We start from the raw sequence: 24,381 nt of genomic DNA, 5'->3' as shown, positions 1-24,381 counted from the left end.
CCCGACACTGTTATCAGCTCCGGTCAGACCGCCCAGTAGCGCCATCAGGCGGCGAAGACCCATCCCACACCGCGCGAAGGGATCGACGCTATGCCGGTTCACGCCATGCTGGCGTAGTCATCGGGCTACGGGCTCCCCCTCGCGCTCAGTGTATTGGGCGTATCCGCCTCCGGGCAGAACGAGGACATGCAGTGTGGGCATGGCTGGGCCCTTTCGATTCCGGTCAGTCATGGGCGGACTTCAGCCATGCTTCGATGTTTGCCGCCGAGTCCTCGTAGAAGGTTCGGTACAGGTCTTCGACGACATAGCCGATGTGCGGGGTTGCGATCACGTTCGGCAGAGTGCGGAAGGGGTGGTCTTGCGGCAGCGGCTCGGAATCGAAGACGTCCAAGGCCGCTCCTGCAATGGATTTCGACGTCAGCGCCTCGACGAGGGCCGCCTCCTCGACTATCGGGCCCCGTGCGGTGTTGATCAGCCAGGAAGTCGGTTTCATCTCCATCAGGTCCGAGGCTCGCACCAGATCGCGGCTGCGGTCGCTGAGCACGAGATGGATGGTCAGGAAGTCCGCGCGTCGGAACAACTGCTCCTTCGATACCCACTCGGCGCCGACCGCGCGGGCACGCTCGGGGGTCAGATTCTCGCTCCACGCGATGACATCCATTCCGAAAGCCTTGCCGATACTCGCCACTTCGCCACCGATCCGGCCCAGACCCAGCAGCCCGAGCACCCGACCCGAGAGTTCCCGCCCGACCGACGTCTGCCAGCCGCCCGCGCGAACCGAGGCGGCTTGCCCGACGACGTCGCGGGCCGCGGCCAGAATCAGCGCCCAGGTCAGCTCGATCGCGGGCGTCGACCGGTAACCGGTATGGGCGATGTGAACACCGCGCTCACCTGCGGCCGTCACGTCGATCGATGCGTTGACCGGCCCGGTCGAGGCGATCATCCGCAGGCGCGGCAGTCGCTCGATGATCGATCGCGGTAGCGGAGTGCGTTCCCGCATCACACACAAGACTTCGAAGGGCTCCAGGCGCGCCACGACTTCATCCGCATCATCGAGATGGTCGTTGAACACGGTGACCGCGGCCCTGCTCCGCACACCGGACCAATCCGCCGACGTCAATGCGACATTCTGGAAGTCATCGAGTATCGCGACCTGCACAGCGTTCCCCTTTCCCGAGACGGAGCTCCCAGGATTGCACGTAGACGGGCTGCGGCTCCCTCACCTGATCGGGTGAGTGCGCCCGTGCGACGAACGCGGCACGATGCTTGTGAAGTGCCCCATCAGCGCGTATCCCCGGGGAAGTGACCATGAGCGAACTGCACTACGACGTCCTGGTTCATGACGGCCTACCCCGCGCGCGCGGCGAGCGGCTCCCCGACGGCAGTCCGATCGTCTCCTCGCCAGTAACATCCACGCTCATTTACGGCGATGCGTCGGCGGTCCTGGTGGATCCACCGTTTACTCGCGATCAGGTGCGGCGCACCGGTGACTGGATCGAAAAGTCCGGCCGGACACTGACACACGTGTACTCGACACACGGTCATGGCGACCATTGGTTCGGGACAGATGCACTGCTGCAACGTTTCCCGGGTGTCATCGCTTACGCCACCGAGGGAACTATCGCCCTGATGCACCAGCAGGCCACCACCGGCCGGGCCGAAACATGGGATCTCGACTTCCCCGGCCAGATCCCGCCCAGTCCCGTTGTCTATCAACCTGTTCCCGCCGAGGGCTTCGAATTGGAAAGCCGCACATTGCATCCGGTCGACGTGGGACACACCGACACCGATTGCACCACCGTGCTGCACGTGCCTTCGACGGGCCTGATTGTCGCCGGTGACGTCGTCTACAACGGCGTGCACCAGTACTTGCTGGAGAGCGAGGAGGGGGGCATCGAAGCGTGGCTGACCGCGCTGGATACGGTCGCCGCACTCGAGCCTCGAGCAGTCGTCGCCGGGCACAAGAACAAAGACCTGCCCGACGACCCCGCGAGCATCGACCAGACACGTCGATACCTGCTGGACGCACAACGCCTGCTCGCAGAGAAGTCCAGTCCCCGTGAGTATTTCGATGCCATGGTCGAGCTCTACCCGGATCGTCTGAATGCCGGGCCGGTCTGGTATTCCGCGGTCGCGCTGCTGTCATGACCCCGATCGACTCCTGGCTCACCGCCCTCGACACCGTCCACGGTCTGAATGCCGATCCCATTGTCGCGGGCCACAAGGATCCGCGCGCCGCCAACACCCCAGTTGCGATCGAGGCCACCCGGCAGTATCTGACCGACGCTCGTCACCACCTGGAATCCACGAGCAGCGCCGAGCAGATCTACGCACGGATGCTGGCCCAGCACCCCGACCGGATCAATCCCGGCGCGCTCCGGGGCGCCGCGATCACGCGGTTGCCCGTTATGTCACATGAATAGCGGCCTCGACGGGCATCGCAGCCCGTCCATGCGGGCCATGCCGCGGACCTTCGTATCGACTTACAGCGACAGGCAGGGAGTAATCATGGAGATCTCGGAATCAGTACCCAACAGCGAGATCACGTTCAGTCGAGAGGGCGACGGCAGCGTTGCCGTCGTGTTCGTGCACGGATTTCTCGACGACCAGCACATCTGGAACCAGGTCGTCGCCGGTCTCGACGCGTCTGACGTCGAGACCGTGCGACTCGACCTCGCAGGTTCCGGATGCCGTACCGACGCCGACGGGCCGTTTACCTACGACCGCCTCGCGGCGGACGTGTCCGCTGTCGTCGACGCGGTGGGCAAACCGTTTGTCATCGTGGGCCACAGCATGGCCGCACCTGCGGTCGAACTCGTCGCGGCGGCACGCCCGGACCAGGCGCGCGGGCTCGTGCTCGTGTCGCCGATACCGATGGACGGAACCCAGCTGCCGGACGAGGCGATCGAGACGTTCCGGTCGCTGGGGTCGTTGGGGGTGGCAGAGCTGCTGGCCGTTCGTCAGCAGACCGCGCCCACAGCACCAGCGACTGAGCTGGAACGAGTTGCGGCGGCCGGAGTGAAGACCAAGCCCGAGGTGGTGCGGGAGCTGGCGGACATGTGGAACAACGGCCATCCGACCGGTAGGCAACGCAGTGACTTCTCCGGCCCGGTGCTGGTTCTTCCCGGAGCGGAGGACTCACTGGTCACCGCTGAGGTCCTCGACGCCAAAGTCCTCAACCGATTCGACAAGGCCAACACAACGGTGACCAGGATCGAGAAGTCTGGTCACTGGCCGCACCTCGAGCAGGCGTCGACCATCGCCGCGGAAATCAGCCGGTTCCTGGCGGCGAACGCTACGCGCCGGAGGCCGTCGGCTGGCGAAGAGCAATAGAAATCAGCTCCGCTGCCGACGCCAGCTGGACATGAACCCGTTCATGGATTTCGGCAGCGGACCAGCAGACCAGGAAGCGACGATGATCGAGACAGCTGGACGAACCGGCCTTTCACATGTCACTGCTCCAACGCAATACGTCACGACGAACGGAATCCAATTCGCTTATCGGCGATTCGGCGCTAACACCGGGACGCCGCTTGTCCTCCTACAACACTTCCGTGGCGGAATGGATCACTGGGACCCTGCAGTAACGGATGGCCTGGCTGCCCATCGCAAGGTCATCCTGTTCAACAACACGGGAGTCGCAAGCTCGAGCGGCCAGACCCCGAACACCGTCGAGGCCCAAGCCGACGACGCAGCCGAATTCATCCGCGCACTGCCCGCACCGATCGATCTGCTGGGCTTCTCCCTGGGCGGCTATGTCGCCCAGGCCCTGACCCTTCGCCACCCGGAGCTGGTCCGCAGGCTAGTGCTGGTCGGCACCAAGCCTCGCGCTGGCGATGACACCGACCGGCACCCGGACGTGGATACAGTGGGCACTCGGCATCAGGTCGTCACGTTCGAAGACTTCCAGTTCCTGTTTTTCGCCCCTTCGGCGACCAGTCAGGCTGCCGGTGAGCGGTTCTGGCGGCGCCGTCACCAGCGAACGGACGATATCGACCAGCCGACCTCGCAGCAGACCATGCGAGCCCAGGTCGAGGCGATCGCTGATTGGCGGCACCCGCATGGCGAGCCGTACGTGGAACTCGAGCGGATCACCCAGCCGACCTTGGTGGTCAATGGCAGCCACGACGTGATGGTGCCGACGGTCAACTCCTACCTTCTCGCCCAGCACATCCCCAATGCCCAACTCGTCGTCTACCCCGACTCGGGCCACGGTTCGTTGTTCCAGTACCCCGAACTGTTCGTCGCGCACGCGAGCCGTTTCCTCGATTCGCCTACCGCTTTCGCATGAGAACCCCGAGGCCGGACCACATCGTCACGACTGCGAACCGCAGTCGGTGACCTCGGTAACTGAACTCGAAAGGCAAGAAATGACCGACCTGCTGCAAGCCGCTGTCGAAGCGCATGGCGGGGTGGAGAAATGGCGTGAAGCCGAGGCGATCGACGTCACGCTGAACTTCTGGGGAGCCCTTCTGGATCTGAAGGGTTTCCCCGGCCACTTCCAGCCGACGGTATCGATCGACACGCATTCCCCACGGACCACCATCCAGCACCTGGACAGGAACTCCGAGAACCGGTGGATCTTCACCCCCGATCGGGTGTGGATCGAACGCCCGGACGGCTCAATCGTCGCCGACCGGACCGATCCCCGCTCCGCATTCGTCGGCCACGTCCGCGAGACGCCATGGGACCAACTGCACCTGACGTATTTCTTCGGGTACGCCATGTGGAACTATCTGACGGCCCCGTTCCTCTTCACCGAACCGGGGTTCTCCACGCGCGAGCTCGAGCCGCACGAGGAGAGCGGTGAAACCTGGCGGCGCCTCGAGGTCACCTTCCCGAAGCGAATCCCGACGCACACGCCGGTGCAGACGTTCTACTTCGGTGATGACTTCATGCTCAGGCGTGTGGACTACACGACCGACGTCCTCGGCGGCGTCGCCGCGCACTACACCTACGACGTGAAGATCGTCGACGGGTTCGCGTTCCCATTCTTCCGCCGAGTCGTACGCCGCACACCGGATGGTCCGTGGATCAACGGACCCACCTCGTTCGTACTCGACTACACCGATCTGCACTTGCGGTACCGCTAGTAAGTGCCCCCGGTGCAGGACCCGGAGTCGGTCGTTGAGCACGTTGCTGCCGAGCCCGAGTTTCGATCGGAAGTGGTCGTAGCGGCGCTCGCCGCAGAAGCACTCGCGCAGAATCATCATGGCCCACCGCTCGCCGATCACCGACCAGGTGCGCGCGACGGAGCAGCACAGGTCCTGCAAGTCGTCGTGCCTCATAATGATTCGAGTTTTACTCCCGTAGCCGTCCCACACGCCGATCGCACGATCAACGAAACTCAGCGTCGTCGTTTCCACTCGGCGTCGACAAGCAAGCTTGGGCAGCTATGTGCAGAGCGAGGTTAGTGGAACTTACTAGGCAGGAGGAACCATGGAAATCCGTGGATCGATCGCCTTGGTGACCGGCGCGAACAGAGGCATTGGCCGGGAGCTGGCTCGCGCGTTGGTGAATCACGGGGCAGCAAAGGTGTACGCCGGCGCACGGGACCCGGCGAGTGTTACCGACCGTGATTTGACGCCGGTTCGCCTCGATGTAACCGACCCGGACCAGGTCGCCAAGGCAGCGGCCCAGGCCGGGGATGTGAATATCGTTGTCAATAACGCGGGCATTACTGGTGACAACGTCACGCTGTTGGACGGAGACCTCCGTCTCGTTCAGAAGGCACTAGATGTCAATTTCTTCGGTACATGGTCTGTATCGCGCGCTTTCGCGCCGATTCTGGCCCGCAACGGCGGTGGCGCAATGGTCAACATGGTTTCGGTTGTGGCCTGGGGAGGTTGGCCGCTCTTCCCAGGGTATGCGGCTTCAAAGGCTGCCGAGTGGTCGCTGACCAACTCACTTCGGGAGGGCCTGCGAGAGCAAGGGACGCTCGTGGTCGGGGTGCACGCCAGCTTCGTGGACACAGATCTCGTTGCGAATTTCGATGTACCGAAGATTGCTCAAGGCGACGTGGTTGAGCTTATCGTGGCGGCGTTGCTCCGGAACGAGTCCGAAGTTCTAGCAGACGAAGCGACTCGCCAGACGAAAGCTTCGCTGTCCCACATCGTTCAGAGCTAGACTCGCCCATTCGTTAGCGTGGACTGGGGTTTGAGATCGCCCGGTAGTTCGGGAGTTTGGTGTTGGGTTCGACGCGGCGTAGTTTCACACAACGACTCCGCGCGGGAGTCGGTTCACCTAGATGGGTGATTGTGCCCGCACTCTCTGCTGAGCAAAGATGCCGCCATGGGTGATCAAGCATGAGCAGGGCAGGCCTCGAAGGCTTTCGAGCAACGGCCGCCGATATTCATGGAGTATTGGAAACCCTCGACGAGCAGGAATGGTCCGCACCGAGCGCCGCCGCAGGATGGACTGTCAAAGACGTAGCCATCCACGTCGGTGACCTGCTGGAAACCCTGACCTCGGCCGTGCAGGGCGTGCTGCAGACTGATCTGGGCATCCGAGGCCCTCAACGAGGTCGATGTCGCCGACAAACGCAGCTGGTCGCCGGCCAAGGTAACCGAAGCATTCGACGATTCGGTCGCGAACGCACTCGGTGTCTTCACAACACTGCAGGACGAGCCGACCGCATCGGTCGTGGTTCCCTTCCTCGACCTGGGACGGTATCCCCTGCACACCATGGCCGACCTGTGCTGCTTCGACTTCTACACCCATTTGCGCTGGGACATCCTGACGCCGCGCGGACCTCTCACCTGCACGATCGCGCCCGCTGACGACCTGCGCCTCGACCCCTCGATGAGTTGGCTCCTCGCCGGAATACCGCAGATGCAGCCGAACCTCCCAACCGCGCTGACCGGCACCATCGATCTGAACCTCTCAGGCCCGGGAGGTGGCGTTTGGCGCTTGCAACGCGTCAACGACATGATCACGGTCGAACCCGGCGACGGGACAACGGACGCCGACGCAATCGTCACATCCGACACCAACGCCTTCGCGGCCTGGAGCACGACACGAATCCCGTGGCGCGACGCGGCTACCATCGGCGGTGATCAGCGCGTAGCAACGGAATTCCTGGACGCTTTGAATCTGACCTGAGATAGCAACCTTGCGCTGCGTTGTGTCACCGACCAGCCCACAGCACGGCGCAGTTATGGCCACCGTGTTGCAATGCGAGCGCACAGCAGACTGTCCCGCCAGATCTCCCGGATGGAGACACGCGGAACAGTTCGGCGCGCGCCCAGCGAGGGTGACGCCCGCGGTTACGACCTCGTCCTGACCGATGCGGGCCGGGCCGCGTTCGATACCGCTTGGCCGTCCTACATCATGGGCATCCGCCACTGTTTCGCCGCTGTCCTGTCCCCGCCCAACTCGATGCGCTCACCGATATCGCCGAGACGATCGACGCTCACTTCACCGCCCAGCACGGACCCGGCGGGCTCCAGCACGACCTTCCCGCTGACATCGAGTAACGAGCCGTCTGCCACTTCCCGGCCGACCCAACGGAATTCCGCACCGCCGGCTCGACGGGCCAGCCCTCGACACGAGTCTCCGTCTTCTGGTGTCCGAGTCGGTACGGCGGTGCCGCGAGATCGTCGCGGAACCGCCATCCGGCCTCAGCGCGGGATCCGCTTGTCGCCCCATCCGTTCCCGTCGACGATGTCGTGCCAGGTGACCTTGGTGGCGTGATCCGGGTATTGGAGTTGATACACGTGCGCGGGGAAGCTCATCGGCGACACCATCTTCGCGGGGTTCGCGTGGATCTGGTCCGCGATGGCGCCGGACAGGGCGTATCCCAGGTCATGCCGGGGATACGCAGCGTGCACCCGATCGGCGAATTCCGGCGCGAGCTCGTCGCGGAACCGGCCCACAATGTCAGCTCCGATCCCCATCTGCGTCACGGCTTCCGTCGGACCGAAGCGGTGGCACAGACCGTCGCTGGTATGCAATGCGATCGCGTTCCACACCGGTTGCACTCGATCCGGTTCCACGCCTCGGCTTTTCAGGAACTCCGCGGCGGCGTCGGCACCGTCCACCTCGAATCGCTGGTTGCCGTTGGCGTGGTCGGTCGCGCCCAGATCGTGCAGGACGGACGCGACGAAGACGAGTTCGTCGTCATAGTCGACACCGGCCCGCATGCCCATACTCGCCGCGATCTCGCGTCCGAACAGGTAGCCCCGGATGACGTGGTTGTAGATGAACTCCGGTGATACCGATCGGGCCAGTTCGTCGGCGGCGACAGCCAATTCCGTTGTCGGCAGATCGAACTGTGATCGCGTGTTGACGTCGGTGGTCATGATTTCCTTTCTGTGGTCGTCCAAGCACCGCATGCTCGGAGTCACGCGGGCCGAATTGCGCGCGGATCAGTGTCCGAAAAACGGGTGGTCGATGGCGTAGAGCCAGCGGCCGTCGGCCTGCCGGCGTGCGACCTCCGTGGTTGTGGTGACCAGCGGCTCGGCGCCGAACCCGACTACCCGGGCGTGGGTCGAGATCAGTGCGATGTCTTCTGCCATCACGATCCGGCGCGCGTCGAGGGTGATCCGAGCGCCGGCCTCGACGTACCCCGCCAGCCGCTCGCGGATCGTGGCGCTGCCGCCGACTTCCAGAGCCGGGTTCGGCGCGAACACTGCCGCCGGTTCGTACAGCTCGACGAGGCCGTCGAGGTCGCCCGCGGCCAGGCGTTCGACGAAGAGCTCCGCCAGCTGTTCCGGTGTTTCGGCGACCTTGGCGGGGGCCGTCTTGTTCGCAGTCCGGGGTGTCATCTGAATGCTCCATTCCGGTTCGACAGCTCTCATTCTGCGGAGAACGGCGACCGCCCGACAGTGGCTAGAATGCCTACTACCGCTACAATCTGGCCATGAAGATCGTGGCAGTTCTGGCGCTCGACGAGATGGTGGGATTCGAGCTCACCATTCCCGGCCAGGTGTTCGGCGCCGCCAATCTCATCGCAGCAACGCCTGAATACGACGTCCGCATCGTCGCTCCGGGACGCCGGGCACGCACCGATTCACTATTCGGCGCAGTCGAGTTGCGCACCGACTGGGATCTGGCGGCGCTCACCGACGCACACACGATCGTGGTCCCCGGTCGCGCGCCCACCCACCCCGATCCACCGCGGATAGTCCTTGACGCACTGCGTGCCGCACACGCGCGCGGCGCACGTATCGCATCGGTATGCACTGGCGCGTTCATCCTGGCGGCCGCCGGGTTGCTCGACGGCCGCCGAGCAGCCACACACTGGGAGCACGCCGAGATGCTGGCGCAACGGTATCCAGCGATCGACGTCGATCCCACAGTGCTCTACATCGAGGACGGCACGGTGTGCACGTCCGCAGGTGTGGCGGCCGGGCTCGACCTGTGCCTGCAGTTGGTGCGCAACGACCTCGGCGCGACGGTAGCCGCGGACACCGCCCGCCACACGGTCATGCCGCCCCAGCGTCAGGGCGGGCAGGCGCAGTTCATCAGCCATCCCGCCCCGGCGGGCACCGACATCCTGCTGGGCGACACGATGCAATGGATGAACGCCAACCTGCACCGCCCCCTGACTCTCGCCGACATCGCCGATCACGCCGCACTCAGCGTGCGAAGCCTCAACCGGCACTTCCGATCCCAGTTCGGGACGACACCACTGCAATGGCTGCTCGCCGCCCGCGTTCGCTACGCCCGCGAGCTACTCGAAACCACGGACAGTGCGGTCGAGACCGTTGCTCGCCATGCGGGATTCGCCAATGCCGCAGCCATGCGCCCGCACTTCGTGCGCCAGGCCGGCGTGTCGCCGGTGAGCTACCGGGCGAATTTCCGTGCCGCTCACCCGTCCGTCCCGACGCCGGCAGAGGCCGGGAGCTGGAGGTGACCGGCCCGATAGCGGCCGGGAGGCATGCCGTGATGGCGGCGGAATGCCTTGGCGAGCGCGAACTCGGATGTGTAGCCGACCATTTCGGTGATCGCCACCAGGGAGTCGTCGGATTCCCGGAGCTTGCGCGCCGCGATCTCCATTCGCCAGCGAGTCAGGTAGGTCAGCGGAGGCTCGCCGACCAGGCCCGTGAAACGCCGGTACAGCGTGGCGCGCGATACCCCCACCTCCTTCGCCAATAGCGGTACCGTCCAGGGCCGTTCGGGATATCGGTGCATCAAGCCGACAGCTGCCGCGACGGGCTCGTCGTTCAGGGCGTTCAACCAGGTCTCGCCACCGACCGGCACACCGCGCCCCGCGGACCAGTGCCGGAGAATGTGAACGAACAACACGTCGACCAGACGATCGACGATGGTCAGCGTCCCTGGCCGTTGGTCACAGAGTTCCGCGGCGAGCATGTCGAGTACGTCCGCGACGTCGCGGCCCTGTGCCGCAACGTCTTTCAGCCACAGCAGGGGTGGTAGCCGCAGCATCGGGTGGGTCGAATGCGAATCGAACCGAAAGCCGCCGCACAGGATCCGCGCCGGCGGTCCGGAGCCGGGCAGATCCACGACGACGGCCGCTCCACCGAATTGCTCTGCGAGTTCTCTGAATTCGGTTGTAGAACCGACAGAGTCGCTGGCCATGACGTGACCGGCGCCCGCACGCAACAGCACGAGATCCTCCGCGCTGAGCAGCAACGGGTCATGACCTGGCCGTCGCAGCCAGCACTCGCCGGCCGCGACGTAGTGGAAGGCCGCGATGGGCAGCTCCGGAAAGCTGATCCCCCACGGCCCGGTCGCGCGTACGACCGCTGCGACGGTACCGCCCATTTTGGTCGCCGACAGGACATCAGCGAGCACATCCATACGCCCACACTACGCCGGAGTGAGACGATTGGACAGTGGGAATCGAACATATAGGCATGTTCGTCTCAGGCAGCCAGGCCTAGCGTGAAGAGATGCAGAAAGTCACCGTGACTGCGCTTCCGGCCCTCGGCAAGCGAACCGTCAACACCTTCCTCCTGCGCGGCGATCGCCCCGTCCTGGTCGACGCCGGTGTGCCCGGTAGTGGCCCCCGGATCCTCGAACAGGTTGTGGCACTCGGTGTTTCGCCGACCGACCTCGCGGCAATCGTCATCACCCACGGCCATATCGACCACTTCGGTTCGGCCGTGTTCCTGCGTCAGGCGACTGGCGCCCCAATCATCGCCCACTCCGCCGATCTCGCCTCCTACCGGCTGGGTCGCAACGGGGGACCGTTGCCGCCGACCGGCCCCCTCGGCTGGCTGTTCGGCAAGACCCCGGTGCCGCACGCGCACACCGAGCCGTTCGAGCCCCAGGTGATCATCGACGGTCCCACAGCACTGCACGACTACGGTGTCGCCGCCCGCATCCTGCCGAGCCCCGGACACACCCCGGGTTCCGTGTCAGTGCTCACCGACGACGGTGATCTGATCGCCGCAGATCTCATCGCCGGACGCTTCCTCGGCCTCTTCGAGGCGCCGGCCAACCCTCCGTTCCACGAGGATCGTCTCCAGAACTTGGCGAGCATCGATTCCATGCTCGAACAGGGCGCGACCACGCTATACGTCGGGCATGGTGCACCGCTGGACGCCGACCGAGTCCGCCGGTGGGCGCGACGCGAACACCGGCGGACTCGATCGGCTCGTTGCCCGTGGCCGATTACGCGTGAGTGAGAATTCCCGAGGCCCAGGCGGGCGGCCGAGGTAGTCGGCGAAATCGCCTGGCTCACCCGAACAGGTGAATGCCCCCTCAACACAGGAACGACACACTGGCACCACAGGCGGATGCGCAGCCGTTGATGGATCGAGACGCAATTCGACGAGAGGCGCAGGCCGTGGGCGACATCCAGGAACGCAACAAGAAGCTTGTACTGGAGGCGTTCGACACCCTGATCAACAAGCGCGACTTCGCCGGTGCGGAGCGCTATTGGGCGACCGGCTACGTCCAGCACAGCTCAGAAATGGGACCGGGTCGCGACGGACTGTTCGAGGCCATCGCGTCCCGGCCAGCCGAGTTTCGCTACGAGAACCAATTCGCTGTGGCCGATGGTGATTACGTGATGCTGTACGGTCGATTCTCCGGGCTGGGCGACCGCCCGAACTGGATCGTCGCGAACGTCGTTCGGGTCGAAGACGGCCGGCTCGCCGAACACTGGGACACCATCCAAGACGAAGCGAGCCAGGCCGAATCCGAAGCGGTCTGCCCATGTCCAGCGATGCCTTCCCCGACGCCCGCGCCGCACTGCTGGGCGCTGCCGCCGAGGCCGTCGAAGCGAATGCCGAAGCGCTGGCCCGCCTGCTGTCGCGGGAACAGGGCAAACCTCTCGACAGGCCCAACGCCCGCTTTGAAGTGGGCGCATGTGTCTCATGGCTGCGCGAGGCGGCATCCACCCGGCTCGAACCGCAGGTCGTCGTCGACGATGGGACCGACACGCCCGTTCTCGCGGACCTTCAGCACCAGGGCGTCGGCGGCGACGAACGGTAGGGCCCCTGGTCAAGTGGACGGGCGCGGAACGCCTCGACCTGGGCTTCGAGGTCGCAAGCCATCATCGACACCTGGGACTTGGAAAGCGTTGTGATGCCGAGGGATTCGACGAGTTTCTCCATCCGGCGTGTGGAAACGCCGAGTAGATAGCAGGTGGCTACCACCGAGGTGAGGGCACGTTCGGCGCGTTTGCGGCGTTCGAGCAGCCAATCGGGAAAGTAGCTGCGGGACCGCAGTTTCGCCGATCGCGACATCGATGGCGCCGACGCGGGTGTCGAAGTCGCGGTGGCGGTAGCCGTTGCGGTGGTTGACCCGCGGTCAATCCGGCTTCGCACGCCAACAGCACTATCAGCGACAAGGAAGTTGCAGGTCAGCGGCATACACCAGGTTGGGGATATGGGTCAGCTCCCCCTCCGGACACAGACAGTACGTCACATCACCCGTTCTACCTGCGGTTATGCAGGAGGGGGGTGACGGCATCGAACCGGGTCAGTGCAGAACCGCAGGTGGGAGCCCTGTGGGGGTTCAATTCGGATTCAACTGAGAGAATCCTAAGAAACCGGCACATCGGCCCGGCGAATCATGGACCGTCATACCACCGAAGCCTTTCCAGCTCTGCAGATATCGGTCGAGGCCCTTCGCTCAATCTGGGATACGGCCCCGCTCACCCCTGCGCGCTCCGCAATGCGATGTCCTCACGCTCGCTCGAAGACAGGTATCGGCCCGAAGCCGATTGAGACAAACGGGGATTCAGGCCGACAGCATGCCGGAACCACCGAAATCCGACCGGTGAGGACACCCCCGCCTCCGCGGCAGCGTCCCGCAAACCCTGGGCGTACAGCATCGACCCTTGACGGATTTCGACCAGAGGTATAATTTTCGACTATCAGTCGAAAGGATTTCATCATGGCCGTAGCCGAGTACTCCACCCGCGATCGCATTGCGTTCGTCCGCCTTAACCGGCCCGAGGCGAAGAACGCAATCAACCCCGAACTGCATGCGCGCCTGTGGCAGATCTGGCAGGACTTTGATGCCGACGACAGCGTCGACGTGGCGATTCTCACCGGAACTGGCGACGCGTTCTGCGCCGGAGCCGATCTGAAGCACTACATGACCCGGTGGCCGGGTGCCACCCCCCAACAGGTGCGATCCGTGGTCAAGGATGGCCTCGGCGGCCTGACGCGCGGTCTGCACCGCACCAGCAAGCCGATCATCGCCGCGGTCAATGGCTGGGCCCTGGCCGGCGGCTTCGAGACCGCTCTGGCCTGCGACATCCGTATCGCCTCAGAGAACGCCCGTTTTGGGTCCTTCGAAGGCCGTCGCGGATTTCACCACGGTGATGGAGGCATCCCCCGCCTGGTCAACTCCGCTGGCGTCGGCGTGGCTATGCAGATGCTATTGACTGCCGAGCCGATTACCGCGGAAACCGCGCTGCAGTGGAACCTGGTCACCGAGGTCGTCCCACACGACAAGCTGATGGAGCGTGCTGAGCTCATCGCTCGCCAGATTTTGCGGAACGACCAGACGGCGGTGCGCTCGGCCAAAGAAACGATCCTCGACATGATCGGCCGCGGCCTCGACGATCAGCTGCGAATTGAGGCGCTCAATGGTTATAGCGTCGCCTCGCGTGACGAGGTGCCCGAGCGCTTGCAGTCGTTCTATGACAAGACCGATCGTGGCCGTTACGGCAGCCACGCGACCGCGCTGTAAACCGGCGAGAATCGACAGGAGACCACCGTGTCATCACGAGCACCGGCCGGACTGTCCGAGGTGCGGGGCGAAACCGACCAACCACTCGAGGACCTGACCGTCGACCGTGTCCTACGCCGGACAGTCGAGTCCCGGGGCGACCAGGAAGCGTTCGTGTTCGGTGAGCAGCAGGTCCGCTGGACGTGGGCAGCATTCGCAGAGCAGGTCGACCAAATGGCCTCCGCATTGGTCGACCTCGGACTACGCCTGGGTGATCGAATCGGGATCTGGTCGCCGAACCGACCCGAGTGGGTGCTGACCCAGTTCGCCTCAGCCCGCATCGGGCTGGTGCTCGTCACGATCAACCCGGCCTACCGCGAGAACGAGGCTGCCCACGCGCTGCGGACATCCCAGTGTGCAGCGCTGGTCACGGCCACCAGTCACAAGAGCAGCGAATACATCGCGATGCTGCAGTCCTTGGCACCAGAACTGGCGTCGTGCGAGCCGGGCGACCTGAGCGCCGAGCGTCTTCCGGACTTGCGGGTCGTGATCGAGATGGCCGATCAACCGACACCCGGCTGCCTGACATTCGACTCGTTGCTGCGTGAATTGAGTCCTGAGGCCATCGCTGAGCTCGACCGGATCGAAGCGAGCCTGCAGCCCGACGACCCGATCAACATCCAATTCACCTCGGGTACAACGGGAGCTCCGAAGGGGGCTACTCTCAGTCATCGCAACATCGTCAACAACAGCAGGTTCATCGTTTCAGGTCAGCGCCTGACTTCAGAGGACGTGCTGTGTGTCCCGGTCCCGCTCTACCACTGCTTTGGCATGGTGGCAGGGACGCTTGGCTGTGCCGGGGTGGGCACCAAAATCGTCTTTCCCGGCGCCGCGTTCGATCCCGACCAAGTGGTGGCCGCGTTGGAGCAAGAGTGCTGTACAGCCGTGTACGGCGTACCGACGATGTTCTTGGCAATGCTCGCGAGTCAGCAACGGCAGCAGCGAGATTTATCCAGGATGCGGACCGGCGTGATGGCAGGCGCCCCCTGCCCGGCCGAGCTGCTGGGGCGCAGCGCCGCGGAGCTGAACCTCGCCGAGATCACCATCTGCTATGGCATGACCGAGACCAGCCCCATCTCATTCCAGACCTCGATTGACGACCCAATCGACAAACGATACGAAACGGTTGGCCGGGTCCACCCGCACGTAGAGGTCAAGATCATCGACGCTCATGGGCAAACCGTCTCGTTGGGGCAAAGCGGAGAGCTGTGCGTCCGCGGATACTCGGTCATGCTTGGGTACTGGAACGACGAGCAGAGAACGCGTGAGGCTGTCGACGCCGATGGCTGGATGCACACCGGCGACCTCGCTTCGCTCGACGCAGATGGCTATGGTCGGATCATTGGCCGGGTCAAGGACATGATTATCCGTGGCGGGGAGAACATCTACCCTCGCGAGGTCGAGAACGCCCTGCTAGAGCACCCAGATGTCGTGGATGCACAGGTGTTCGGCATCCACGACGACACCTTTGGCGAGCAGGTGTGCGCCTGGGTCCGAACCGAGCCAGGTAGCGAGATCGGCGAAGACGCACTGCGTGACTTCTGCCGCGAGCGGATGGCGCACTTCAAGGTGCCGAAACTGCTCCGCATCGTAGAGGCCTTCCCAATGACCGTCACCGGGAAGGCGCAAAAGTTCCGCATGCGCGAGCTGATGGAGGTTGAGCTCGGCGTCACGCGCTGATCTCACGTTCCATGGTCCGCCACGATCGCTATCGTTCTTGGATCGGCACCCACTGGCGGAGATCCGCCCGAGACCGGAGGTAATCGAGCATGGCCGCCCGCAAGACGCTGCGCCAAGAACTGCGGCGAGAGCAAATCGTCGAGGCCGCCGGTCATGTGTTCGCTGAGCACGGCATCGCCGCGGCAACCTTGGACCAAGTCGGCGAACGGGTCGGTCTATCCAAGGCAAGCCTGTACTACTACGTCGCCAGCAAGGATGACCTGGTAGCAAGCGTGCTCGCCTCGGTTCTAGCCGACATCGACCGGCGCGCCGCCGACTTGGCCGGCGACACCGCCGATCCGCTGGAACTGCTGAAAACTAGGGCCCAAGCCCACGTGGAGGTCGCCATCGGGTCGCCCTTGGGCCAGCTCATCGTGTCAAGCATCGATGCCATGCGCGACAACCCGACAGCAGCAAGACTCCTGCGAGATCACGAAGAACCCGCCCGGCAGCTGCTGCAGGCGGCGCAGACACGTGGTGCAGCCCGCGACATTGACATTGTCAGTGCTACCAAGCTGCTCTACGGCGCCCTGAATAGCATCCCTCGCTGGTACCGGCCTGACTCCGGCTCTCTGAGCGCTGTGTTGGACCAGACCTGGACGATTTTTCTGCACGGCGTCGCGAGCCCCCGGGGCGAGCTCCCTGATCGGCCGTGACCTAACCCAGTTCAATTCGAAGGGCTGTCCTATAACACCGGCGGTGTTCAGCGCCACCAGTACCGCCAGTCCTGCATAACGGCGGTCATGAGCATGGGGACATCGCATCGCGGCGCGCGCAGGGCGCGGGAGTGCGCGAGATCGCGCGCCGAGTTGGGCGTGACCCGTCGACGGTCTCGCGCGAGTTACGACGCCACGCGTCCACACGCGTGTATCGGCTGGACTACTAGGCATCGACCGCCCAGTGGCATGCCGAGCGGCGCGCCAGGCGCCCGAAGACCGCGAAACTCGTCACCAACGACAGGCTGCGCCACTGCGTCCAGGACCGACTCTGCGGTGTCGTTCGCACCGCCGACGGGAAGGTCGTCGCCGGCCCTGCCGCACCGGAGTGGAAGGGGCACAACAAACCACTAGTAACCGGCTTCGATCACTAGCTGTTGCGGGTCATGAGGTTGTTGACGCTGGGTGTGGGGTGAGCTGAGGGGACGGGTCTTTCGGCGGCAGGATGGAAAACGCCAATCCTCCGTCCGCTCAACCGGAAAGACCCGTCCGTGAACCACCGTCACGATCTTCGCCATGGAAACCGCGCGGCGCGAACTGCTCGAACGTCTGCACGGAATGTCGAGGTCCGTCATGTATCGCTCAGCGGGCACGAGTCCAGGGCCAAGTCATCAAGGCCCACACCGTAATCAGCAGGACGGTCACGGTGGCCAGATACCACGGCCAGGGTCCGAGCACATCGAGCAGCGACGGGGTCGAGGGCTTCCCGTTGACGAATCCGTAGTTGGTATGGGCGAGGGAGTTGAAGGTGTAGGTGATCCCGGCCCACACCGCGGTGGCTACCACGGTGATCCGGTAGCTTCGCCAGTCCGGGTGCATGCCGATGCCCCAGGTCAGGTAGATCGCCGCCCAGACCACGGTCAGGTGAATCGCCCAGAAGGCCAGAAACTCGTAGTGCGGGAAGTCCGGGCTCTCCAGTGCTGGTGAGATGAGCGCTTGCGTGCTCAGCGTGAGGCACCAGTAGTAGGTCAGCGCATACGCCCAGCGCCGGTGCGACCACAGCGCGTACGCGGCGACCAGGGTCGCGAGGTCGGTCAGGCGCAACGGGACCGACCGGTCGATAGTTGGGGGGATCGATATGAACAGGTAGATCGCCAGGTACAGCGCCAGCGTCGTGGCACCGAAGGCCTGGCCGAAACGCCTTGCGGCGCCGGCATTTCGGTGTGTACGTCCGATGTGGACGGCAAGCACTGCCCCGACTGCGAATACGGCCAGCACAATCCAATGTGACAGGCCGTAAGCGGAGAACTCTCGCCGCGCCTCCAGCGGGTACATCTTCCTACTCTAGAAGTGGGTGGACTCGACGCTGACAGGCTTCAGCCAAGCTGTGCCGCTGCCGTCTCGGTGGCCGGGTATGACGGGTCGGTCATGGTTCGGTTGATCAGTTGGGCAATCGGGATGGGTCGGCCAGCAGCCAGCAGTGGCCGCCGTCGATCGTGACGTCAGATTTCGCTGGTGCAGCATCCGGCTCGTTCCGACCACCACCAGACGAGGTCAGAGTTCACCGAGGTAGCCAGCATGAGCGGGCCGGAGCGGTGCGACTGTTCACTCGTGGTCGCTGGCGTGTACACAACATGGCCGCGGGTGGTCGGGGTCGTGATGATGCTCGGCGGAGCTATCGAGCTGATCCTCGGAGCGCTGCGTCTTTATCCCACCGGGGTCAGCGTGCCGATGGTGGCTTCGATGGCGGCGGCCGCGGACAGGCACATGTCCTCGCGGAAGGGTCGGCCGATGATCTGCACGCCCATCGGGATTCCGTTCACGAGCCCGGTCGGCACCGCGACCGAGGGCACCCGACGAACGTGGTGACCGTGCACAGCCGCACGGCTAGCGCCACGCGCATGTTCTGCTCGGCGTCGATCTCGAAGGTCTCCGGATCGCCGGGAGGTTCCGTCGCCACCGCCCCGAGGACCAGCGGGTACTCGGTGAGGAACTGGTGCCAGTCGCGGAGCACGGAATGCCGGTCGGCGGTCAGCCGCAGGTAGTCGGCGAGCTCCAGTGGCGGCTGTCCCGCGATGTTCAGCTCCATGTGCTGGGCGCTCTCCTCGGTCAGCAGGCGGCGGATCTGGGGCCAGTTCAGCGAAAACTCGCTCGTGATCATCTTCACGTACCCGCCGAGGCCGTCGGCGAGCCGCGGTACGTCGGTCTCCTCTACCAGATAACCGGCGTCGGCGAGCAGGCCGGCCGCTTTCTCGACCGCGGCGCGGACGGTCGGATGCACGCCGAGACCACCCGGATCGGCCACCACACCCACCCGCAGCGGGCCGGGCAGCGGCGGGCCGTCCAGCGGCGCCGGTACCGCTCGCGGATCCCGCGGATCGGTGCCCGCCATCACCTCGAATACCGCACGCAGGTCCGGAATGGACCGGGTGAGCGGGCTGTCCTTCGGGAACAGTTGCGAAGCCAGCATCGGCTCGTGTCCATTGACCCGATGCTGGGCGGGAAACCGGCCATAGGTCGGGTTCAGCGCGGTGATGCCGCAATTGAGCGCCGGACCGCGAACCGAGCCACCGGAATCGTTGCCCAGACCGATCGCGGCCATCCCGGCGGCGACCGCGGCGCCGTCACCGCCGCTGGTGCCACTCGGGTTGCGGATCGTGCCCCAGGGATTAATGGTCTCGCCGAACAACTGGCTGTTGGTGTAGCCGCCGATCGTCAGGTCCGGCGGCGGCCACCCGATCCGACCGATGCTACGGCGACCTCGGAGTTGTTGACAACCAACGACTCTGAACCGTCACCACCGAAAACGGATACCTTCCAAATCGAGAAATGTCCTCTACGGTGGTGGTCGCCAAGTTGTTGCCGTGTGGGTGGCCACGGCCTCGCGCACGGCCGCAAGCTGCTCGATCCCGGCCCCGGCATCGAGGGCGTTCAACGTCAGCTGCCCCGCCCAGAGGCGTAGCTGCCGATTCCTCACCGGCGGTAAGGGAATGCGCGCTCCGGCATCGACTTTCGCGGGCTTTACCGCCGTCTGCTGACGCTCGGCGGTGCACCATTCACGGTCTTACCCGGATGGTTCGGTGGGCGCGGCCGATCGGGAGGAACGGCAGCGGAGTCGGGTCGGCGGGCCGGTGGGGTTCGATGACGGCAAGGTGGGTGGTGAGGCCGGCCAGGTTGGTGAGGTGAGCGTGCCCGGCGCCGACGAGCAGGATTTCGACCTGGCAGTTAGTGATGGTGTCGGTTGGTTGGGAGCGGTCCACGATGACCACCACCGTGGTAACCGGTTCCAGACCTTGCGGTAGGTAGTCGAGTCCGGCGTCGGAGGCTGGGTAGCTGAAGGTCAGTTGTTGCGGGCCGGAGCATTCACCGATGAAGCTCCAGCCGCGGACGCGCAGCAGGATGTCCAACCCGGCGAAGACCCGCATGTCCGCTGGGGAGACCGGGTGACCGCATGCGGTGTTCAGGGCCTGTGCGACGCTGACCGGTGGGTAGCGGCGATGCCAGATCTCGGTTTGCAGCGCTGTGCTGAACTCGTCCGGTCCTGCGGCCGTGCTCGGGCGGGCGTCGCGGGTGGATCGCTGGCCGCGCCAGCGGGTCGTTTTCCTCTCGTTCCTCTTCGCCCAGGACGTGGCCACTCATGCTCGCAGTCCAACAGCCGAACCATGTGGTGACACGCCCACGATGAGCTGCAGGTCGCTGTCCGGCTCGAGAATCTTGAATGTCGAGGTCGGCCTGCTCGCACGCGAAGCAGGAGTTACGCGTCAGGGTGGGCAGCGCAGACCTCAGCTGAGGCCGGCGACGTCGTGGGCGATCGCCGCGAGTCGGGTCTGGGCGGCGGAGACGACACCGTGGCGGTTCTTGTTGGCTTCCTCGTAAGCGAGGATCGCCCGGATGTCGATGGGTTCGGTGAGTTCCTTGACCGCGGCGACGGTTTGGGCGACGTTGAGGTCGTCGTAGTCGGCGATGGGCAGTTCGTCGAGTTCGAGGACGCCGGAGGCGGTGCGGATCGAGCGCAGGGCATCAGCTGCGGCATCGGCGCCCTCGCGGCGGGCGACCTGCTCGGCGGTGGCCAGAGCAGCGTCTCGGGACGCGGTGAGGGTTTTGACGGCGACATCACCGGCGCGTGCGCTTTGGGCGAGCAGCTCGCCGAGCGCGGGCGGGGTGGCTCGGACGGTGTCGAGCACCCGATCGAGGCTGCGCGCGGACCAGGTGAGGGGGAGGTTGACCAGCTTCACCACGGTCCCCGTGCCCGCCTGCAGCCGGGTGTGGCGCAGTGCGGCCGGCCCGCCGAGGGCGTCCTCGGCCAGGACGGTGGTCAACCAGTCCACGTTCGCGGTGTGTGCAGTGATCAACTCCTGCGCCAACGCCACGACATCGGAATGCCCGGCGGTGGTTGCCAGGGCCTTGATGTAGCGGGCGCGGTCGAGGAGCTGATGTTCGAGGGCGAGGTCACCGAGCAGGGCTTCGTCGAACGGTTGGGCCTGTTCGACCACAGCCCTGACCGCAGCGGCGCCCCGTCCCACGAACGGGGCAACCATCTCCGGGACACCACCCAGTTCACGGATGGCCGCTTCGATGGCATGAGCACGGTCGCGGGCGTTGTCGGCGTTGTCGGACAACACACGGCGTACCGCCTCGGTGCGGGCCTGCGCGACCCGGGTGTCGGCGACCTGGACCTTGGTGTTGGTCAAACCGAGAACGGCGCGCAACTGCGCCAACAAATTAGTCGTGTTGCGTGTACTCATGCGCATCTCGTCCCTTCGGCGTTGTTGACGGCATCAGGTCGGCGCAAGGTATAGCGCTTCATGACTATACCGTCCGGCAACCCGCCGCTCTAGGACACAGATGCCGACATACATCGAGGTAGACACCTAGATCGCGGCGACCGATCCCAGGCTTGGGAGACACATAGCATCAGTTGGTGAACTTCGGGCTACCATGCCCGCCGGTAGACCGCGCATGCCGGATCCCGAAGGCAGCGTTCGATCTCGACGGTCAGCTTCTCGATCACGTCCCGCCGGCCCGTGCCCGCCACCTATGGGGCCGCCCTCTTCACCCGAGACCGGGGACACAGCCGATCGAAACCGGAAGTCACTTGCCAGCCCGAGGATTTCGCGGCGTTGACATCAGTGGCGATCAGGGCGTGGAATTGACTACCCGCCCGTTCTCGCGCACCTTCAGCATCATCGCGTCCGCAGCGACGAACAGTCGCATGGCATGTTAGCTCACGGCTACCGCTCGCAGGCGCCGACGACGAGATCGGCGAAGCCCTCGAAACCCTGTGGGGCGAAACCGCGGTCAACACCTGGAACGCCCGCCGCGCCGGCGTCGTGTCCTGGCTGGGCTGGTGCCCCGAGCACGGGCACACCGTCCCGGCAGTCCCGGCCAGGGTGAAACGCTCTACCCAACCCACACGACTCGACCACTCCGATGCGCTCACGCACCACCATTGACCGGCTCATCGCCCGCCGCGACATCGATATCCGCGAGAAGACACTGTGGCGGATGCTCTACGAAAACGCGCCCGCACAGACGAACTGCTCGCAATCAACATCGAAGACCTCGACCTGACCGACCCCTGCGCACCGGTGAAGGCCAAACCACGCACCCGCCACTGCAAGCGCCAGCCACCACGAATACGCATTGGAGGTCGTCGATCGGTACCAGTAGGGGCAGCAGCAGGGATACGGGCCAGATAGCGGATATTCGCACCCGCGTCCGGTCGGGTCCGTACGCACCCAGTCCTGCATGCTGTCAGGCAGCGGCGCAACGAGCAGCCCATCGGTGATCACGGGATAGCCACTGAAGGTGTGAGGGCATCTCGGCTGCGGTGTGCAGTCTGCAGCGGCCGGTGGTGATGGTGTCCCATTGCCGGGTCTCGCCCCCCTGCGGTGTTCGACGGATTCGGCCAGCACCCACGAGTCCGCCGCCTTACGGTTTGCGCGCGACGCCCCCATAGGCGGATATGGGGCGTGCCGCGCCGACCTCTGCCGGGTTGGTGCGCCATTCGGTGATCGACACGTAACCCGGGTCGACGAATTCGAACCCACCGAAGGCGCCACGGATGTCGTCGCGGGTGCGTGGATGGTAGGGAACGCCGCCGGATTTGGTGTACTCCGCGCACAGGTCCACATACGCCTGACTGTCATTGGTGCCGTCCCACAGGACCAAGTAGCTGCCCGACGGTGTCGCGGAGGTGACGGTACGCACGATGCGCAGCATGTCCTCATAGGTGCGGGCGTGGCCCAGCACACCCATGAACATGACCGCGACCGGCTCGCTGAAGTTCAAGATATTGCGGGCATCGGCGACGATCTGCTCCGGATCGTGGAAGTCTGAGTCGATGTAGGTGGTAACACCCTCGTCAGTAGTATTTGTCAGCAGGGCGCGGGCATGGGTGAGCACCAGCGGATCATTATCGACGTAGACGATCTTCGACTCCGGTGCCACGGATTGGGCGACCTCGTGAGTGTTCTGCATGGTCGGCAGGCCGGTGCCGATGTCGAGGAACTGCCGGATCCCTGCCTCGCCGGCCAGATGACGTACCGCGCGGATAAGGAACTGGCGCGACTGCACGGCCATGGTCGCGATATCCGGGTCGATCTTCAGGCTCGCCTCGCCGACGGCTTGGTCCACCGCGTAGTTGTCCTTGCCACCCATCCAAAAGTTCCAAATCCGCGCCGAATGCGGGATGTCGGTACGGATCAACGGGTGGTGCTCGTTCACGATCGGTTCAACTCCTCGGTCAGTGTGAACGGCCCACCTCGGGCGTAGCTGGCGGGCCGCACGAATAGTAGGTGTGCTCGGCGTAGGTTACAAGATTCTTCGCGGCTGCGCGGTCGACCGAATAGATTGCCGCGCAACCACATCCGTGATTGCTGTCATGCCACAGCGCCACCTTGTACACATCAATCGGCCCGACAAGCGGCCAATCATCTGAACGCGGAGATGTTGCGTGTTGCCCATTCGACGAAGGTCCGGGGGGGTGAGCAGCCGAGCCGACGCTCGACGCCGCGGCTGACGAGCTGCTCGGAGACCGACAGTGCGCCGAGGGCGTCGAGTTCGACGACCGGCTCTGGCATGTATCCCAGCATCTGACCTTGGCCACGGCGTTGGGCTCAGAGATAGTGAGCGCGTGCGAAGCGCCCGACACCTCAGCGCGCTGGCCACCGGAGCGAACCAGATGATCCCTTCTTTCTGCATGTTTCGCTTGTTCAACACCGTCGGTGACCGCCAGTCTGCCCCTGCCTGCCCTGTCGAGAGCGACCCCCTGGCGCGCGATTTTCGCGATCAGAGCCAGTTCGGTGATGCATTGCCGATGGTCAGTCCTTGACCACCCGGGTGCCGCCCGCGAAGTTGTCGTGCCAGCCCTGTTTCGTCGAGCTCGCACTCACCGTGACAGCGATCGCGATCGCGGAGAAGAACCAGAGGACCCCGCCGATCCACGGAATCAGGTTGAACAGCATGTACGCGTTACGTTTCGCCGATTCCTGCACACTCGGCTTCTCTGCTCCATCGGCCCCATTGACTTGCAGACCCAGGACCCTCTTGCCCGGTGTCGCACCGGAGATCACCTCGAAGAACACGAAATACAGGAAACCGAATCCGGCCCCTGGCAGAATCTCCACCCAGCCCGGCAGATCCGCCACCCGATCCAGCACCCAGAACACAATTCCGCCGACGATGCCGGCAATGATCCAGTCGATGAACCGGGCTACCGCACGGCCGCCGATCCCCGCCGTGGCCACGCCAACTGCTCGCTCCGGATTCTGTCCGTACCCACCCGCAGCAGTCATCGTTCCTCCTCATATCGAGCAAACACCGACCCACCCTGGATCGTTCAAACCCAGAT

Annotated in this window: 25 protein-coding genes and 7 pseudogenes; 17 read left to right on the top strand and 15 right to left on the bottom strand. The window is 64.7% G+C overall.

Annotated features, from left to right (window positions below; all coding sequences use genetic code 11):
- Positions 1-223 precede the first annotated feature (223 nt).
- Entirely contained in the window at positions 224-1,159 is a 936-nt protein-coding gene (locus AB0J29_RS20215; protein ID WP_364788052.1) for a D-2-hydroxyacid dehydrogenase family protein, read from the bottom strand.
- A gap of 149 nt (positions 1,160-1,308) precedes the next feature.
- Between AB0J29_RS20215 and AB0J29_RS20210 the strand changes: the two genes are divergently transcribed.
- From AB0J29_RS20210 to AB0J29_RS20190, 5 genes are all read left to right on the top strand, one after another.
- A complete protein-coding gene (locus AB0J29_RS20210) occupies positions 1,309-2,148 on the top strand; it encodes an MBL fold metallo-hydrolase (RefSeq protein ID WP_364788049.1) in 840 nt (279 codons plus the stop codon).
- Positions 2,145-2,423 carry a hypothetical protein gene (locus tag AB0J29_RS20205; protein WP_364788046.1) on the top strand — a complete coding sequence of 93 codons (279 nt, stop codon included), beginning with the start codon at positions 2,145-2,147 and terminating at the stop codon, positions 2,421-2,423. The genes AB0J29_RS20210 and AB0J29_RS20205 overlap by 4 nt, the downstream gene beginning before the upstream one ends.
- Positions 2,424-2,508: 85 nt before the next feature.
- Positions 2,509-3,333, top strand: coding sequence for an alpha/beta hydrolase (locus AB0J29_RS20200; RefSeq protein ID WP_364788043.1), 825 nt, complete (start codon positions 2,509-2,511; stop codon positions 3,331-3,333).
- 31 nt (positions 3,334-3,364) lie between these two features.
- Positions 3,365-4,291: an alpha/beta hydrolase gene (locus AB0J29_RS20195; protein WP_364788041.1), complete on the top strand. Its 927-nt coding sequence runs from the start codon at positions 3,365-3,367 to the stop codon at positions 4,289-4,291.
- A 79-nt stretch (positions 4,292-4,370) separates the two neighbouring features.
- Positions 4,371-5,093, top strand: a complete 723-nt coding sequence (locus AB0J29_RS20190; RefSeq protein WP_364788135.1) for a hypothetical protein — start codon at positions 4,371-4,373, stop codon at positions 5,091-5,093.
- Positions 5,094-5,147: 54 nt separating this feature from the next.
- Here AB0J29_RS20190 and AB0J29_RS20185 read toward each other — a convergent pair.
- A pseudogene (locus tag AB0J29_RS20185) lies at positions 5,148-5,210 on the bottom strand (hypothetical protein); the annotation flags it as partial.
- Between the two features lie 229 nt (positions 5,211-5,439).
- Here AB0J29_RS20185 and AB0J29_RS20180 point away from each other — a divergent pair.
- The 3 genes and pseudogenes from AB0J29_RS20180 (at position 5,440) to AB0J29_RS20170 (ending at position 7,101) form a co-directional block, all read left to right on the top strand.
- Complete coding sequence (locus tag AB0J29_RS20180; protein ID WP_364788038.1) at positions 5,440-6,126, top strand: SDR family oxidoreductase; 687 nt, start codon at positions 5,440-5,442, stop codon at positions 6,124-6,126.
- Positions 6,127-6,305: 179 nt separating this feature from the next.
- Positions 6,306-6,470 (top strand): annotated as a pseudogene (locus tag AB0J29_RS20175) (maleylpyruvate isomerase N-terminal domain-containing protein); the annotation flags it as partial.
- A gap of 172 nt (positions 6,471-6,642) precedes the next feature.
- Positions 6,643-7,101: a hypothetical protein gene (locus tag AB0J29_RS20170; protein WP_364788132.1), complete on the top strand. Its 459-nt coding sequence runs from the start codon at positions 6,643-6,645 to the stop codon at positions 7,099-7,101.
- Positions 7,102-7,322: 221 nt separating this feature from the next.
- Here AB0J29_RS20170 and AB0J29_RS20165 read toward each other — a convergent pair whose 3' ends face one another.
- The 3 genes from AB0J29_RS20165 to AB0J29_RS20155 all read right to left on the bottom strand — a co-directional run bounded on the left by AB0J29_RS20165 (position 7,323) and on the right by AB0J29_RS20155 (position 8,765).
- Positions 7,323-7,490 carry a hypothetical protein gene (locus AB0J29_RS20165; RefSeq protein WP_364788035.1) on the bottom strand — a complete coding sequence of 56 codons (168 nt, stop codon included), beginning with the start codon at positions 7,488-7,490 and terminating at the stop codon, positions 7,323-7,325.
- Positions 7,491-7,619: 129 nt separating this feature from the next.
- Positions 7,620-8,300, bottom strand: coding sequence for an HD domain-containing protein (locus AB0J29_RS20160; RefSeq protein WP_364788032.1), 681 nt, complete (start codon positions 8,298-8,300; stop codon positions 7,620-7,622).
- Between the two features lie 66 nt (positions 8,301-8,366).
- Positions 8,367-8,765 carry a nuclear transport factor 2 family protein gene (locus AB0J29_RS20155; RefSeq protein WP_364788029.1) on the bottom strand — a complete coding sequence of 133 codons (399 nt, stop codon included), beginning with the start codon at positions 8,763-8,765 and terminating at the stop codon, positions 8,367-8,369.
- Positions 8,766-8,860: 95 nt separating this feature from the next.
- On the opposite strand from AB0J29_RS20155, the gene AB0J29_RS20150 reads away from it, so the two are divergent.
- Positions 8,861-9,856, top strand: a complete 996-nt coding sequence (locus AB0J29_RS20150) for a helix-turn-helix domain-containing protein (RefSeq protein WP_364788026.1) — start codon at positions 8,861-8,863, stop codon at positions 9,854-9,856.
- Here the strand turns inward: AB0J29_RS20150 and AB0J29_RS20145 are convergent.
- Complete coding sequence (locus AB0J29_RS20145) at positions 9,811-10,764, bottom strand: AraC family transcriptional regulator (protein WP_364788023.1); 954 nt, start codon at positions 10,762-10,764, stop codon at positions 9,811-9,813. The genes AB0J29_RS20150 and AB0J29_RS20145 overlap by 46 nt on opposite strands.
- Before the next feature lie 92 nt (positions 10,765-10,856).
- Between AB0J29_RS20145 and AB0J29_RS20140 the strand changes: the two genes are divergently transcribed.
- From AB0J29_RS20140 to AB0J29_RS20130, 3 genes and pseudogenes are all read left to right on the top strand, one after another.
- A complete protein-coding gene (locus tag AB0J29_RS20140) occupies positions 10,857-11,594 on the top strand; it encodes an MBL fold metallo-hydrolase (RefSeq protein ID WP_364788020.1) in 738 nt (245 codons plus the stop codon).
- Positions 11,595-11,662: 68 nt separating this feature from the next.
- Positions 11,663-12,031: pseudogene (locus tag AB0J29_RS20135) on the top strand (nuclear transport factor 2 family protein); the annotation flags it as partial.
- A 122-nt stretch (positions 12,032-12,153) separates the two neighbouring features.
- A pseudogene (locus tag AB0J29_RS20130) lies at positions 12,154-12,345 on the top strand (aldehyde dehydrogenase family protein); the annotation flags it as partial.
- A gap of 3 nt (positions 12,346-12,348) precedes the next feature.
- Here AB0J29_RS20130 and AB0J29_RS20125 read toward each other — a convergent pair.
- Together AB0J29_RS20125 and AB0J29_RS20120 are read right to left on the bottom strand one after the other, a co-directional pair.
- Positions 12,349-12,708: pseudogene (locus tag AB0J29_RS20125) on the bottom strand (transposase); the annotation flags it as partial.
- Positions 12,709-13,072: 364 nt separating this feature from the next.
- A pseudogene (locus AB0J29_RS20120) lies at positions 13,073-13,225 on the bottom strand (IS30 family transposase); the annotation flags it as partial.
- Between the two features lie 86 nt (positions 13,226-13,311).
- On the opposite strand from AB0J29_RS20120, the gene AB0J29_RS20115 reads away from it, so the two are divergent.
- The 4 genes and pseudogenes from AB0J29_RS20115 to AB0J29_RS20100 all read left to right on the top strand — a co-directional run.
- Positions 13,312-14,115, top strand: coding sequence for an enoyl-CoA hydratase/isomerase family protein (locus AB0J29_RS20115; protein ID WP_364788017.1), 804 nt, complete (start codon positions 13,312-13,314; stop codon positions 14,113-14,115).
- A gap of 27 nt (positions 14,116-14,142) precedes the next feature.
- Entirely contained in the window at positions 14,143-15,834 is a 1,692-nt protein-coding gene (locus AB0J29_RS20110) for an AMP-binding protein (RefSeq protein WP_364788014.1), read from the top strand.
- Between the two features lie 89 nt (positions 15,835-15,923).
- Positions 15,924-16,529, top strand: coding sequence for a TetR/AcrR family transcriptional regulator (locus AB0J29_RS20105; protein ID WP_364788011.1), 606 nt, complete (start codon positions 15,924-15,926; stop codon positions 16,527-16,529).
- 71 nt (positions 16,530-16,600) lie between these two features.
- Positions 16,601-16,939: pseudogene (locus tag AB0J29_RS20100) on the top strand (helix-turn-helix domain-containing protein); the annotation flags it as partial.
- Between the two features lie 232 nt (positions 16,940-17,171).
- On the opposite strand, the gene AB0J29_RS20095 reads toward AB0J29_RS20100, so the two are convergent.
- The 4 genes from AB0J29_RS20095 to AB0J29_RS20080 form a co-directional block, all read right to left on the bottom strand.
- On the bottom strand, positions 17,172-17,864 hold the full coding sequence (locus AB0J29_RS20095) for a TIGR02206 family membrane protein (RefSeq protein ID WP_364788008.1): 693 nt from the start codon (positions 17,862-17,864) through the stop codon (positions 17,172-17,174).
- Between the two features lie 484 nt (positions 17,865-18,348).
- The gene (locus AB0J29_RS20090; RefSeq protein ID WP_364788129.1) at positions 18,349-19,242 is read right to left on the bottom strand and encodes an amidase family protein; all 894 of its coding nucleotides are present in this window, start codon (positions 19,240-19,242) and stop codon (positions 18,349-18,351) included.
- Positions 19,243-19,585: 343 nt separating this feature from the next.
- Positions 19,586-20,164, bottom strand: a complete 579-nt coding sequence (locus AB0J29_RS20085) for a hypothetical protein (protein ID WP_364788005.1) — start codon at positions 20,162-20,164, stop codon at positions 19,586-19,588.
- A gap of 147 nt (positions 20,165-20,311) precedes the next feature.
- On the bottom strand, positions 20,312-21,274 hold the full coding sequence (locus AB0J29_RS20080) for a ferritin-like domain-containing protein (RefSeq protein WP_364788002.1): 963 nt from the start codon (positions 21,272-21,274) through the stop codon (positions 20,312-20,314).
- Positions 21,275-21,959: 685 nt separating this feature from the next.
- On the opposite strand from AB0J29_RS20080, the gene AB0J29_RS20075 reads away from it, so the two are divergent.
- Positions 21,960-22,100 (top strand): hypothetical protein, encoded by a 141-nt coding sequence (locus AB0J29_RS20075; RefSeq protein WP_364787999.1) that lies wholly within the window; start codon positions 21,960-21,962, stop codon positions 22,098-22,100.
- Between the two features lie 360 nt (positions 22,101-22,460).
- On the opposite strand, the gene AB0J29_RS20070 is transcribed toward AB0J29_RS20075, so the two are convergent.
- The 3 genes from AB0J29_RS20070 to AB0J29_RS20060 all read right to left on the bottom strand — a co-directional run bounded on the left by AB0J29_RS20070 (position 22,461) and on the right by AB0J29_RS20060 (position 24,325).
- Positions 22,461-23,255, bottom strand: a complete 795-nt coding sequence (locus AB0J29_RS20070) for an SAM-dependent methyltransferase (RefSeq protein WP_364787996.1) — start codon at positions 23,253-23,255, stop codon at positions 22,461-22,463.
- Positions 23,256-23,461: 206 nt separating this feature from the next.
- Positions 23,462-23,611, bottom strand: coding sequence for a hypothetical protein (locus tag AB0J29_RS20065; RefSeq protein WP_364787993.1), 150 nt, complete (start codon positions 23,609-23,611; stop codon positions 23,462-23,464).
- A 240-nt stretch (positions 23,612-23,851) separates the two neighbouring features.
- The gene (locus tag AB0J29_RS20060; RefSeq protein ID WP_364787990.1) at positions 23,852-24,325 is read right to left on the bottom strand and encodes an RDD family protein; all 474 of its coding nucleotides are present in this window, start codon (positions 24,323-24,325) and stop codon (positions 23,852-23,854) included.
- Positions 24,326-24,381: the final 56 nt, after the last annotated feature.

It is taken from the genome of Nocardia sp. NPDC049707, assembly GCF_040674855.1.
Classification (GTDB): domain Bacteria; phylum Actinomycetota; class Actinomycetes; order Mycobacteriales; family Mycobacteriaceae; genus Nocardia.
This window is presented reverse-complemented; position numbering and strand designations above follow the sequence as displayed.

Coding starts and splice junctions, on each gene's coding strand:
- AB0J29_RS20210 (WP_364788049.1), top strand. CDS start 1,309: ATGAGCGAACTGCACTACGACGTCCTGGTTCATGACGGCCTACCCCGC.
- AB0J29_RS20205 (WP_364788046.1), top strand. CDS start 2,145: ATGACCCCGATCGACTCCTGGCTCACCGCCCTCGACACCGTCCACGGT.
- AB0J29_RS20200 (WP_364788043.1), top strand. CDS start 2,509: ATGGAGATCTCGGAATCAGTACCCAACAGCGAGATCACGTTCAGTCGA.
- AB0J29_RS20195 (WP_364788041.1), top strand. CDS start 3,365: ATGAACCCGTTCATGGATTTCGGCAGCGGACCAGCAGACCAGGAAGCG.
- AB0J29_RS20190 (WP_364788135.1), top strand. CDS start 4,371: ATGACCGACCTGCTGCAAGCCGCTGTCGAAGCGCATGGCGGGGTGGAG.
- AB0J29_RS20180 (WP_364788038.1), top strand. CDS start 5,440: ATGGAAATCCGTGGATCGATCGCCTTGGTGACCGGCGCGAACAGAGGC.
- AB0J29_RS20160 (WP_364788032.1), bottom strand. CDS start 8,300: ATGACCACCGACGTCAACACGCGATCACAGTTCGATCTGCCGACAACG.
- AB0J29_RS20155 (WP_364788029.1), bottom strand. CDS start 8,765: ATGACACCCCGGACTGCGAACAAGACGGCCCCCGCCAAGGTCGCCGAA.
- AB0J29_RS20150 (WP_364788026.1), top strand. CDS start 8,861: ATGAAGATCGTGGCAGTTCTGGCGCTCGACGAGATGGTGGGATTCGAG.
- AB0J29_RS20145 (WP_364788023.1), bottom strand. CDS start 10,764: ATGGATGTGCTCGCTGATGTCCTGTCGGCGACCAAAATGGGCGGTACC.
- AB0J29_RS20140 (WP_364788020.1), top strand. CDS start 10,857: ATGCAGAAAGTCACCGTGACTGCGCTTCCGGCCCTCGGCAAGCGAACC.
- AB0J29_RS20115 (WP_364788017.1), top strand. CDS start 13,312: ATGGCCGTAGCCGAGTACTCCACCCGCGATCGCATTGCGTTCGTCCGC.
- AB0J29_RS20105 (WP_364788011.1), top strand. CDS start 15,924: ATGGCCGCCCGCAAGACGCTGCGCCAAGAACTGCGGCGAGAGCAAATC.
- AB0J29_RS20095 (WP_364788008.1), bottom strand. CDS start 17,864: ATGTACCCGCTGGAGGCGCGGCGAGAGTTCTCCGCTTACGGCCTGTCA.
- AB0J29_RS20080 (WP_364788002.1), bottom strand. CDS start 21,274: ATGAGTACACGCAACACGACTAATTTGTTGGCGCAGTTGCGCGCCGTT.
- AB0J29_RS20075 (WP_364787999.1), top strand. CDS start 21,960: ATGCGCTCACGCACCACCATTGACCGGCTCATCGCCCGCCGCGACATC.
- AB0J29_RS20065 (WP_364787993.1), bottom strand. CDS start 23,611: ATGCCAGAGCCGGTCGTCGAACTCGACGCCCTCGGCGCACTGTCGGTC.
- AB0J29_RS20060 (WP_364787990.1), bottom strand. CDS start 24,325: ATGACTGCTGCGGGTGGGTACGGACAGAATCCGGAGCGAGCAGTTGGC.